Source organism: Stenotrophomonas sp. STEN035, assembly GCF_056759935.1.
Map to the genome: position 1 here is coordinate 1 of NZ_JBRRDY010000023.1, position 11097 is coordinate 11097.

Below are 11097 nucleotides of genomic sequence, written 5' to 3' on the forward strand. Positions count from 1 at the left end.
GGCCTCCCCCGCCCCCCGGGAGGGTCAGCGTTGGCGCCTGCTGCGGTACGCCCCCCCTTGGCCCCGGGCGGGCCTCCCCCCGCTCCTACAAAAGCGGCGCTTATTCCAGCAGCTTTGCCCAGCCGTGCATGCCATCCACGCGGCTCAGCACCAGCTTCACGCAGACCAGCAGCGGCACTGCCAACAGCAGGCCGACCATGCCCCACAGCCAGCCGAACAACATCAGTGCCAGGATCAGCATCAGCGGCGAGATCGCCATGCTGCGGCCGAGCACGATGGGCGTGATCAGCTGCCCTTCTAGCGTATGCAGGGCCAGGTAGGCCAGCGCCGGCAGCAAGGCGGTCAGTGGATCGCGGAATTCGACGAAGCCCATCAGCAGCATCAGCACGATGCCGATCAGCGGCCCCACATACGGGGCGAAGTTCAGCAGCGCGGCTACAGTGCCCCACAGCAGGGCTTCGGGCAGCGGAATGCCAAGCAGCATCAGCACGCCGGACAGGATCAGGCCCAGGCCGACATTGATGAGGGTGATGGTCAGTACGTAGCGGGATATCTCGCGCTCGATCGAGCGCAGTATCTCGGCGGTGAAGCGTTTCTGCTGGCGATTGGGCAGCAGCGCGATCACATGCCGCTGCAGGTTTTCACCGTAGATCATGAAAAACAGGGTCAGCAGCACCACTGCCAGCGCCGAGGCGGCCAGCTTGGGCGTGCGCACCAGCGCCTTGTAGGGATCGTCGAGCTGGGTGCGGATCACCTGCACCTTGCGGTTGCCCTCACCACCCGCAGCGCGGGCGAAGCTCTCCGCCGCCAGGTTGGCCTGCTGCACCGGCTTGACGAAGTCCTGCACTTGCCGCGAGATCTGCCGCATCTGCTGCGGCGCTTCCTGCACCCACTCGGCGGCCGGACCGGCCAGCTGCACGGTCAGCGCGGTACTGCCGGCCAGGCCTGCCGCCAGTACCAGCAGTGCGCCCAGGAAGCGCGGCAGGTGCAGTTTCTGCAGCAGGCGGATGATGGGGTTGCCGATCAGCGCGAAGAACATCGCCAGCAGCACCGGCAGGATTACTTCCTGCGCGGCCCACAGCGTATAGCCCACCGCCAGCGTCGCCAGCACCACCACGGCGACGGGCGCGCGTGGGCGTGGTGCTGGGGCTTCAGCAGGGCGGGGTATGGCTTCGGGCAACGGGTCAGACATGCGGGCAGCGCTCCGTGAACGGAACGGCGCGCAAGGGCGCCGTGCTCAGGATTCTGACAGTTCTGTCGCCGCTTCGGCGGGGCCGGGTGGCGTTGGCGTGCTGTTGCTGCGTGCGGTGTTGGCTGCAGTGGCGGGCGGCGGTGTGCTGTCCTCGTCGCTCTCGTCGTCGCCTTCATCGACATCGGCCGCCGCCTGCCCGGCCATCACGCCCGCCGCAGCCGCAGCGGCGGCAAACGAGGCGACCGAAGCCTGCGCGCTGCTGACCAGTCCGGACACCGAGCCGATCATCTGCAGCCAACGGCTGCCGCTGAAGGCGCCGCCGGGTTCCAGTTTGCCGGCCAGGAAGCCGCCAGCCAGGCCGACAGCCACGATGCGGCCGGGCGTCCACGCGCTGCGCCAGCTCTGGTTGAGCTGGTTCCACTGCTGGGTGGTTTCCTCGCCACGCACCTGCACCACGGCTTCGGCGCGGCGCACGCGGCGTTGCAGGGCTTCGAAATTCACGGTGTGTTCTCCCCGGGGATCTTCACTTCGGCATCGGGGTCTTCGCCACTTGGTTCGTCGAACAAGCCCAGTCGCGACAACTGGCGACGGGTGGCATGCATGCCGGTGTGGTGGAAGAAGTACGACACCCGCCATATCGCGTAGCCGGTGACGGCCAGGCTGGTGAGGGTGGGGATCAGCAGTGAGACGAACAGCGACAAGCCCATGTATTGCAGCATTGCCACCGCGGTGGCCGCCAACAGCAGCCACGCAGAGGCGCCGAATACGATGGCCACGCCGCTCCACGCCAATGAGCGACCAAATGCGCTGCGCGCCAGGGCCAGGTCGGCCGAAGCCAGCCGGCGCAGGGAGCGCAGCGTGTTGGAGGCCGAGTCCAGCGTCTGCCGGCCAGCCGCGCCAACCTGACGGATGCTTTCTTCCAGCCCGGGCGCCTGGCCCGGGGTGGAATCGTCGCCGGTGGGCGGTGTTGCGTTATCGCTCACGCCGATCAGTCGTTGCTGCGGGCGAGTTTGGCGATGATCCAGCCAGCGGCGAAGGCCACGCCGAACGAGGCTAGAGGACGCTCACGGATGAGGTCGGCGGCGCTGTCGAGCAGGTCCTTGCCCTTGTCCATCAGTGCATCAACCTGTTCCTTGGCAGCGGCACCGCCCAGTTCAGCGGCGGCCAGGCCGGATAGCGCGCTGTCGGACAGTTCTGCCTTCATGTTGGCCTTGCCCAGACGCAGTTCGTCGCCGGCGGCACCGGCAGCGCCCTTGACGGCCGAGCCAGCGGCGGAAGCGGCGGACTTCAGGTGTGCGCCAGCCTCGCCCAGGTGTTCCTTCATGTTCTCGGTATTGGTGGGGCTCATCGTGATCTCCTGGTTTCAGCGGGTGCGCCAGATGGCGCGCGGTTGCAACAGAACTCAACAAATAGCAGTTGCCGGGTGTAAACAACGTTACGCCGACACAACAAGATGCTCACTTGAGCATCATCGCATCATCAATTGGCCGCGCTGGCTGCCACCGCGCAGGATGCTCAACACCAGCTGCGGCGGGCGTTGGCCGAAGCTTGCGCGCCAGCCGGCAAGGTCGGTGAACGCGCCGCTGCTGGCCGCGAGAATCACATCACCACTGGCCAAACCTGATTGCGCGGCGCGGCTGCCGCGTGCCACTTCGCTGACCAGCACGCCGTTGATGCCAGCCTGGCGCAGCGACTCGGGCAGGTCGGCGAAGGTCGCACCGCTAAGGCGCGGGTCGAGCGTGTCGCCGGCCACCGCGCGCGGCTGTTCCTTCAAGGTGGCCTTGAGCTGCAGCGGCTTGCCATCGCGGCGCACTTCCAGATCAACCGTGCGGCCGACCGTGGAGAGGCCTTCAAAGTTGTGCAGGGCCTGTGCGCTGTCCACGCGCTGGCCATTGATCGCGGTGACCACGTCGCCGGCCTTTACCCCGGCAGCGGCTGCACCGGAACCGGCCAGCACGCGCGTCACCAGCGCGCCGCGGGCTTCTTCCAGGCCCAGGCCCTGCGCGATCTGCGGGGTCAGGTTCTGCGTTTCCACGCCCAGCGTGCCGCGCACCACCACACCCTTGGTGATCAACTGCTCGACCACATCGCGGGCCAGGTTGGACGGAATGGCCAAGCCCAGACCAATGTTGCCGGCCATGCTGCCCTGCGGGTTGTAGCTGGCGGTATTGATGCCGACCAGCTGGCCGTTCAGGTTGACCAGCGCGCCACCGGAGTTGCCGGGGTTGATCGAGGCATCGGTCTGGATGAAGTTCTGGTAGCCCAGCCCGCGGATGCCGCTGCGGCCCACCGCCGAGACGATGCCCGAGGTCACCGTCTGGCTGAAGCCGAACGGGTTGCCGATCGCCACCACAAAGTCACCCACCCGCAGCTGGTCGCTATTGCCCAGCGGCAGTGCGGTCAGCTTTTCGGCGGGGATGCGGATCAGGGCGATGTCGGTGTCGCGGTCCGAGCCGAGGAATTCGGCCTTGACCGTACGCCCGTCGGCCAGGGTGACCTGCACGTCGTCGGCGTTCTCGACCACGTGGTGGTTGGTGAGCACATAGCCGCGCGCTGCGTCGATGATCACGCCCGAGCCCAGCGACTCGTTGATGCGCTCCTGCGGCACCTGCGGGAACAGGCGGCGGAAGAACGGGTCGTCGAAGTAGGGGTTGCGTACCCGCACCACTTGTTTGGTGTTGACGCTGACCACGGCTGGCATGGCCTGCTCCAGCATCGGTGCCAGCGACGGCACCGCCTGCCCGGCGACCGCAGACGGCAGCGCGGCGGTGGTGGGCAATACCGTGCTCAGCGAAGCGGCGTCGGCGCGGTTGTCCAGGTGGGCATTGATGGCGGTGGCGGTAAAACCACCAAAGGCGGCGGCCAGGGCCAGGGTCAGCAGGGTCGGGATGGGTCGCATTGCCGGGGGTTCCATGCGGGGGCGCCCGAGGGCGGCGCCGGGGTGGGGCGGGTTGCTGAACACGAGTGTGGCGGGGGGCAGCTAAATCGGCAATGAAACTTCTGCATTGCCGCAATCCCAAGAGCCTCAAGCCCTGCACGAAATGCAATAGAGAAGACGTACATTTTTCGTTTGACATCACCCCGTGGGTGGGTAAGCTTGGTCCGGTCATCACCCACTAGATGTTGGGTTGATGTGAAAAGCGTCCCCAAGCAGTAGGGTTTAGTGCTCGGGGTGCAAGCACCCCAACGGAAGGCGTGCAATGACCGCGACAGTGATGCAGAAAACCGGTTTTTCCCGGAATCCCCTCATCCCGCCGACAGGCGCGTAAACACGCGCCTGCGCGTCGTTGTCTTTGCTGCCCGGCCTGTTTGGGAAAAGAAAAATCGCACCGCAAGGTGCCCCAGGAGAGTTTCCACAATCATGAGTACGGTGCGTCTGGAAGTGGTCAGCAATCAAACCAAGTCGGACATGATCCCTCTGCAACCTGCCTCGCAGGACATCTGGGAAAAGAAGTACCGCCTCACGACCAAGGCGGGCGAAGCGCTGGACGCCGATATCGACGGCACCTACCTGCGCGTGGCCCGTGCCCTGGCGGATGCCGAGGCGACCGACGACAAGCGCGCCTACTGGTATGAGCGTTTTGCCTGGGCCCTGCGCCGTGGCGCGATCCCGGCTGGCCGCATCACCTCCAATGCCGGCGCACAGCAGCACAAGCCGGCCACCAGCACCATCAATTGCACCGTGTCGGGCACCATCACCGACTCGATGGACGGCATCCTGGAAAAGGTCCACGAAGCGGGCCTGACCTTGAAGGCCGGCTGCGGTATCGGCTACGAGTTCAGCACCCTGCGTCCGCGCGGTGCCTTCGTTGCCGGCGCTGGCGCCTACACCTCCGGGCCGATGTCCTTCATGGATATCTACGACAAGATGTGCTTCACCGTGTCCTCGGCCGGTGGCCGTCGTGGCGCGCAGATGGGCACCTTCGACGTGTCGCACCCGGACGTGAAAGACTTCATCCGCGCCAAGCGCGAAGACGGCCGCCTGCGCCAGTTCAACCTGTCGCTGCTGATCACCGACGGCTTCATGGATGCGGTCAACAACGACGCCGACTGGCAGCTGGTGTTCCCGATCAACACCAAGGAACAGGCCGAGCTGGACCCGTCCAGCGGTGAGGAAGTGGTGTGGCGCGAATGGCCGACCCACGAGAACTACATCGTGCGCGACGACGGCCTGGTGGCCTGCAAGGTGTACGGCCACATCCGTGCCCGTCACCTGTGGGACATGATCATGGTCTCCACCTATGACTATGCCGAGCCGGGTTTCATCCTGATCGACCGCGTCAACGAGATGAACAACAACTGGTGGTGCGAGAACATCCGTGCAACCAACCCCTGCGGCGAGCAGCCGTTGCCGCCGTACGGCGCCTGCCTGCTGGGTTCGGTGAACCTGACCAAGTTCGTGCGTGACCCGTTCACTGACAAGGCCTCGTTCGACTGGGACGAGTACAAGGAAGTGGTGCGCGTGTTCACCCGCATGCTCGACAACGTGGTCGAAGTGAACGGCCTGCCGCTGGAACAGCAGCGCAACGAGATCATGCGCAAGCGCCGCCACGGCATGGGCTTCCTCGGCCTGGGCAGCACCATGACCATGCTGCAGATGAAGTACGGCAGCAAGGATTCCTGCGAGTTCACCGAAGCCATCGCCCGCGACATGGCCGTGGCTGGCTGGGAAACCGGCCTGGAACTGGCCCGTGAGAAGGGCGCCGCCCCGATCATGGAAGAGCAGTTCGACGTCACCGCCGCGATGCTGCGCCAGCGCCCGGAAATGAAGAAGGACGGCTGGAAGATCGGCCAGAAGATCGCCGGCAAGGTGCTGCACGCCCGCTACAGCCGCTACATGCAGCGCGTGGCCACGGTGGCCCCGGAGCTGGTGGAAGAGCTGGCCACGGTCGGTTCGCGCTTCACCCACCACAGCTCCATCGCCCCGACCGGCACCATCAGCCTGTCGCTGGCCAACAATGCCTCCAACGGCATCGAGCCCTCGTTCGCGCACCATTACAGCCGTAATGTGATCCGCGAAGGCAAGAAGTCCAAGGAAAAGGTGGACGTGTTCTCGTTCGAGCTGCTGGCCTACCGCCAGCTGATCAACACCAAGGCCATGCCGTTCTCCGACGAGGCCGACGCCAAGCTGCCGGAGTACTTCATCAGCGCCGACGACATCTCGCCCAAGGAACACGTGGACGTGCAGGCCGCCGCGCAGAAGTGGGTGGACAGCTCGATCTCCAAGACCGCCAACGTACCGACCGATTACCCGTACGAGCAGTTCAAGGACATCTACCGCTACGCCCACGAGCAGGGCCTGAAGGGCTGCACCACCTTCCGTTTCAACCCGGCGGCCTTCCAGGGCGTACTGGTCAAGGAAGCGGATCTTGAGAACACCACCTACCGTTTCGAGCTGGAAGACGGCCAGGTGGTGGAGGTCAAGGGCAACGAACAGATCGAGTACGACGGCGAGATGCACACCGCCGCCAACCTGTTCGACGCTCTGAAAGAAGGCTACTACGGCAAGTTCTAAGTGCCTTCATCGCCCTCCCGGCCGCGCGCTGGGAGGGCGTGACGGTGGCTTCGCCGCCACCTTCCTGTTGCGCGCTTGTTTCACGTTGCATCGGCTTCGATATAGCATCGCCACATTACAGACCCGATGCCCTTAGGAGGGCTTTATGAGCAATGGTAATGGTGTGACCGCGACCGTAACCCAGGTTGCCGAGAACGTGAAAGAAACCGTCAAGGAAACCGTTGCCCACGCGGGCGAGAGCATCGCGGCAACCGCCAGCGACGCCGTGGTTGCAGTGAAGGCCGGTGCAAAGAAGGTTGAGGCCGGCGCCAAGAAACAGGTGGCCAAGGTCAAGAAGGCTGTAAAGAAGGCCGAAAAGGCCGTCAAGAAGGCTGAGAAGGTCGTCGCCAAGAAGGCCAGCGCGGCCAAGAAGGAAGTAAAGAAGAAGGTCGCTTCCGTGCGCCAGAAGCTGGAAGCCGCCAAGGCCAATGCCAAGGCAGAAGCCACCGAGCTGAAGAAGAAGGGCGCCGGCAAGCGTGCGGCGACCAAGAAGGCCATCGCCAAGGTCGAGAAGAAGGCCGCCACCAAGGTCGCCTCGGCCAAGAAGACGGTGAAGGCTGCCGAGAAGAAGGTCGCCAAGGCCGTCGGCAAGAAGGCGGCTGCCGCCAAGAAGTCGGTGAAGGCCACCGAGAAGAAGATTGCCAAGGCTGTCGTCAAGAAGACCACCGCTGCCAAGAAGGCAGTGAAGAAGGTCGAAAAGAAGGCCGCCAAGAAGGTCGCCGCCGTCAAGAAGACGGTGAAGGCCACTGAAAAGAAGGTCGCCAAGAAAGTAGCCGTCAGCAAGAAGACGGTTGCCAAGAAGGTTGCCCTGACCAAGAAGACCGTGGCCAAGAAGGCCGCTACCGCAAAGAAGACGGTTGCCAAAAAGGCCACCGCAGTGAAAAAGGCCGCCAAGAAGGCGACCCGCAAGTAAGCCGCACCGCGCGCCCCGTCCCGCAAGGACGGGGTTGCTGCCAATCCGTATAGCAACGCATAACCAGGACTCGCACCATGGCCGTCAAGATCGACAAGAAAATCAAGGGCTATTCCGTCATCACCCCGGACGACAAGGCCCGTGAAACCGCTGCGGCCAAGACCCCGGTGGCTGCCGCCCTGGACGAGTCCCCGGCCGACAACATCGTGCACATGCACGAGCGCATCGAGCGCCCGGAGGTGCTGATCGGCAGCACCTACAAGATCAAATCGCCGCTGGTGGAACACGCCTTCTACGTGACCATCAACGACATCGTGCTCAACCAGGGCACCGAGCACGAGCTGCGCCGTCCGTTCGAGATCTTCATCAACTCCAAGTCGATGGAGCATTTCCAGTGGATCGTAGCGCTGACCCGCATCATGTCCGCCGTGTTCCGCAAGGGCGGCGACGTCACCTTCATCGTTGACGAAATGAAGGCCGTGTTCGACCCGAAGGGCGGTTACTTCAAGGTCGGCGGCGTGTACATGCCGTCGCTGGTGGCCGAACTGGGTTCCATCGTCGAAGAGCACATGAAGTCGATCGGCCTGCTGCACGACCCGGAAATGAGCGCCCACCAGCGCGCCCTGATCGCCGAGAAGCGCAAGCAGTTCGAAGAACGCTCAAAAAAAAACAGTGAAGTAATCGCAGCGCCGGCCACGCCGAGTGCAGCTGCAACCCCCTCCCTTTCGCAAAGCGAAGGGGAGGGCTGGGGAGGGGTAGCTCTTGATGTTGCTATCGCCCCCGAAGCCGCCCCCGAAAGCGCCGACAACGGCAGCTTCCCGGCCGCCGCCACCATGTGCCACAAGTGCAGCACCAAGGCGCTGGTAATCATGGATGGCTGCCAGACTTGCTTGAATTGTGGGTATAGCAAGTGCGGGTAATTTTGTTTTGAGTTTTGTGATAGAAAGCCGACTTGTGTCGGCTTTTTTTTGGGGGAGATATGGCGGTTAAAGCGGCGAAGAAAGTAGCGCTCAAGAAGGCCGCAAAGAAAGCAGCGGTCAAGAAGGCAGTGAAGAAAGTAGCAGTCAAGAAGGCCGCGAAGAAAGTAGCGCTCAAGAAGGCCGCAAAGAAAGCAGCGGTCAAGAAGGCAGTGAAGAAAGTAGCAGTCAAGAAGGCCGCGAAGAAAGTAGCGGTCAAGAAGGCCGTGAAGAAAGTAGTGGGCTGGAAGGCAATAGCCACTGGACGTGGGAATGGAGGAGGGCGCCGTGTCTGAGGTTGATGATCACGCGACTAAATGTATCGATAAGGTTGATGATGCTTATAATTATTGGTCAGGGAAAATCAGTGAGCTAAGCGTTGTCCTTTCTTTGGCTCTGATTGCTGCAAATTGGGCTGTGCAGGGTACGGGTGGGATGTCTGCGCATCTTCTTCCAAGGTTGTCCGTGTTCTTCGCACTTCTCACAATTTTGTTGTCACTCCTTCTGGCCGAGAGAATGGCAGTTCTCCATGATAGACAACACGATATCTATGAGCGCGACAAGGCGCAATGGAAGTTGGATGCGAAAGAGTCGCTCAATTCGAATGATGTGAATCCTTGGCCATTTACGAGAGATATCGAACTTCTGGGGTTTTGGGGAGTCAAGGTGAAGACTTATCTTCCGATTGTTTCGGGGCTCCTTTTCGTTTTCACCGTTATTTGAAAGTGAGATGTGGGGCAGGACTTGTCTTTCTGGATTTGACGAAAAGATAATGCGGAAGCAGGGGCAGAGTGGGTTGCTCCGGATCCCATAGATTAGTGGTCAGTAATGTAGCCCGGGTAAGCGCAACGCGCCCGGGAGTGCGGTGGCCAGGGGGGGGGCGAGCCGATGTTCGGCGTTCTTGTTTCTGGCATTCGCGAAAGCAAGGGTCGAGTGAACTGCCCCGGATTCCATGGATAAGGTAGTTCGGCGATACTCCCGACCTGTTGATATTGCTGTTCGATCTGTAAAGGTGTGGTGCAGCCGAGGGCTGAATCGAGCCGGGCCCGGTTATAGAACAGTTCGATGTACTCGAAGATGGCCGTCCTAGCTTCCTCTCGACTGGGGAACGGACGGCCATCGATGATTTCAAGCGTCATATTGGCGAAGAAAATCTCAATCATTGCGTTGTCGTAGGGTATGCTTGGCCGGCTCATGCTCAGTACTATTTTGGCGTTCGTCGCGTTCGTCGCGTTCGTCGCGTTCGTCGCGTTCGTCGCTTTTGCGCTGTATTACAGGCTTCAGGGAAAATAGGGATCAGAGTCGGGTTTCCGTTCCGGCCCTTTGTTGTTAGATGGGCTTTGGATTGCCAGCATCAGCCGGACGAAGGGGAGCAGGTGCACTTCCGTTAAAGCAAGAAAGCTGGTGGCTTGTGGGAGCGGCGTAAGCCGCGAAGCTGACATTGCTGAAGCCCTCGGCATTTGTGTGATCTGATGATGTACGTGTTTCGCGGCTTACGCCGCCCCCACAAATAGTCAGCCCGCGCGAAAGGGGCCGGGCGGCGGAGTCGGTTTTCCCTGCTTGGAGCGGAGTCGGGTTTTCCGCTCTGGCCCATGTGTTGTTGACGGTGACGTAGTCCGGATGTCGACTCCCCGTAAACCCAGTCCATCGACTCTTGCGGCACCCGGGTGCGCCGAGTTTTGCCCGGGCAACAAAGGTGCATTTCTCCGGGGCAGATATTGGATATGATCCAGCACCGGGCACATTTCCATATCCTTGGAGAAGGGGGCGATGGAGCGCCGGCATTCCATTCCAACCAGGGGGATGTATGCGGCATGCTCTTATCGCGCTGTTCGTAGTTTGTATGTTGCCTGCCTGTGTCAGTACAAAAACTGTAAAAGCAGATATGCCAGCGCTGCAGCAGGCCGGTCATCAGACGGTGATCGTCAGCAAGCGGGAGTTGCCATCCTTTGGTGCAGTGACTGCCGGCAAGGCGGGGTTTGGCTTGATCGGTGCTGCCGCGATTATTTCTGCGGGCAATACGATTGTCAGAGAGAACCAGATCGAAGACCCGGCCGTGGCGATTGCGGATGGACTCAGTCGGGCGCTGGCGGAGAAATTGTCCGTGCCAGTGCGCTTGGCCGATGGCCAGCTGGACTCGACCAATCCTGCTGCCATGGCCAAGCAATACCCCGGCGCGGGGTTGCTGCTGGATGTCCAGACCGTCAACTGGAGCTTCGCGTACTTCCCGGCCGACTGGAACAACTATCGGGTCATCTACAGCGTGAAGCTGCGCTTGATCGATACGCGCACGGGCAAGCTTGTGGCGGAGGGTTTCTGCGCGCGGGTCCCGGAGTACAGCGATGACGCACCCAGCCACGAGCAGTTGCTTGGAAACAGCGCAGCCGAGCTCAAGGCGCGCTTGAAGCGTTCTGGCGAGCAGTGCCAGGAAGAGCTGAAGTCGCAAACCCTGGGCTTGACCTGATCGAGCTTGATCAACGGC

The 11097-nt window shown here is 62.2% G+C and carries 12 protein-coding genes; 6 read left to right on the forward strand and 6 right to left on the reverse strand.

What is annotated here, in order from left to right; translation table 11 throughout:
- Positions 1–100: 100 nt before the first annotated feature.
- The 5 genes from ACVOLL_RS13195 to ACVOLL_RS13215 all read right to left on the reverse strand — a co-directional run bounded on the left by ACVOLL_RS13195 (position 101) and on the right by ACVOLL_RS13215 (position 4091).
- On the reverse strand, positions 101–1192 hold the full coding sequence (locus tag ACVOLL_RS13195; protein ID WP_481513304.1) for an AI-2E family transporter: 1092 nt from the start codon (positions 1190–1192) through the stop codon (positions 101–103).
- Positions 1193–1237: 45 nt separating this feature from the next.
- On the reverse strand, positions 1238–1693 hold the full coding sequence (locus ACVOLL_RS13200) for a protein sip-5 (RefSeq protein WP_481513305.1): 456 nt from the start codon (positions 1691–1693) through the stop codon (positions 1238–1240).
- On the reverse strand, positions 1690–2175 hold the full coding sequence (locus tag ACVOLL_RS13205; RefSeq protein WP_481513306.1) for a phage holin family protein: 486 nt from the start codon (positions 2173–2175) through the stop codon (positions 1690–1692). The genes ACVOLL_RS13200 and ACVOLL_RS13205 overlap by 4 nt, the downstream gene beginning before the upstream one ends.
- Positions 2176–2180: 5 nt before the next feature.
- Positions 2181–2540, reverse strand: a complete 360-nt coding sequence (locus tag ACVOLL_RS13210; RefSeq protein ID WP_481513307.1) for a hypothetical protein — start codon at positions 2538–2540, stop codon at positions 2181–2183.
- A gap of 120 nt (positions 2541–2660) precedes the next feature.
- Positions 2661–4091 carry a Do family serine endopeptidase gene (locus tag ACVOLL_RS13215; RefSeq protein WP_481513308.1) on the reverse strand — a complete coding sequence of 477 codons (1431 nt, stop codon included), beginning with the start codon at positions 4089–4091 and terminating at the stop codon, positions 2661–2663.
- Between the two features lie 462 nt (positions 4092–4553).
- Between ACVOLL_RS13215 and ACVOLL_RS13220 the strand changes: the two genes are divergently transcribed.
- From ACVOLL_RS13220 to ACVOLL_RS13240, 5 genes are all read left to right on the forward strand, one after another.
- Positions 4554–6707, forward strand: a complete 2154-nt coding sequence (locus ACVOLL_RS13220) for an adenosylcobalamin-dependent ribonucleoside-diphosphate reductase (protein ID WP_481513309.1) — start codon at positions 4554–4556, stop codon at positions 6705–6707.
- Between the two features lie 145 nt (positions 6708–6852).
- Entirely contained in the window at positions 6853–7659 is an 807-nt protein-coding gene (locus ACVOLL_RS13225) for a histone (RefSeq protein WP_481513310.1), read from the forward strand.
- Between the two features lie 77 nt (positions 7660–7736).
- Positions 7737–8579, forward strand: coding sequence for a TSCPD domain-containing protein (locus tag ACVOLL_RS13230; RefSeq protein ID WP_481513311.1), 843 nt, complete (start codon positions 7737–7739; stop codon positions 8577–8579).
- Positions 8580–8638: 59 nt separating this feature from the next.
- Positions 8639–8911 (forward strand): hypothetical protein, encoded by a 273-nt coding sequence (locus ACVOLL_RS13235; RefSeq protein ID WP_481513312.1) that lies wholly within the window; start codon positions 8639–8641, stop codon positions 8909–8911.
- Positions 8904–9338, forward strand: a complete 435-nt coding sequence (locus tag ACVOLL_RS13240; protein WP_481513313.1) for a hypothetical protein — start codon at positions 8904–8906, stop codon at positions 9336–9338. Before ACVOLL_RS13235 ends, ACVOLL_RS13240 begins: the two co-directional genes overlap by 8 nt.
- A 92-nt stretch (positions 9339–9430) precedes the next feature.
- On the opposite strand, the gene ACVOLL_RS13245 is transcribed toward ACVOLL_RS13240, so the two are convergent.
- Positions 9431–9811, reverse strand: a complete 381-nt coding sequence (locus ACVOLL_RS13245; RefSeq protein WP_481513314.1) for an IS3 family transposase — start codon at positions 9809–9811, stop codon at positions 9431–9433.
- A 689-nt stretch (positions 9812–10500) separates the two neighbouring features.
- On the opposite strand from ACVOLL_RS13245, the gene ACVOLL_RS13250 reads away from it, so the two are divergent.
- Positions 10501–11079: a hypothetical protein gene (locus ACVOLL_RS13250; protein WP_481513315.1), complete on the forward strand. Its 579-nt coding sequence runs from the start codon at positions 10501–10503 to the stop codon at positions 11077–11079.
- Positions 11080–11097 lie beyond the last annotated feature (18 nt).

Coding starts and splice junctions, on each gene's coding strand:
- ACVOLL_RS13195 (WP_481513304.1), bottom strand. CDS start 1,192: ATGTCTGACCCGTTGCCCGAAGCCATACCCCGCCCTGCTGAAGCCCCA.
- ACVOLL_RS13210 (WP_481513307.1), bottom strand. CDS start 2,540: ATGAGCCCCACCAATACCGAGAACATGAAGGAACACCTGGGCGAGGCT.
- ACVOLL_RS13215 (WP_481513308.1), bottom strand. CDS start 4,091: ATGCGACCCATCCCGACCCTGCTGACCCTGGCCCTGGCCGCCGCCTTT.
- ACVOLL_RS13220 (WP_481513309.1), top strand. CDS start 4,554: ATGAGTACGGTGCGTCTGGAAGTGGTCAGCAATCAAACCAAGTCGGAC.
- ACVOLL_RS13225 (WP_481513310.1), top strand. CDS start 6,853: ATGAGCAATGGTAATGGTGTGACCGCGACCGTAACCCAGGTTGCCGAG.
- ACVOLL_RS13230 (WP_481513311.1), top strand. CDS start 7,737: ATGGCCGTCAAGATCGACAAGAAAATCAAGGGCTATTCCGTCATCACC.
- ACVOLL_RS13235 (WP_481513312.1), top strand. CDS start 8,639: ATGGCGGTTAAAGCGGCGAAGAAAGTAGCGCTCAAGAAGGCCGCAAAG.
- ACVOLL_RS13245 (WP_481513314.1), bottom strand. CDS start 9,811: ATGAGCCGGCCAAGCATACCCTACGACAACGCAATGATTGAGATTTTC.
- ACVOLL_RS13250 (WP_481513315.1), top strand. CDS start 10,501: ATGCCAGCGCTGCAGCAGGCCGGTCATCAGACGGTGATCGTCAGCAAG.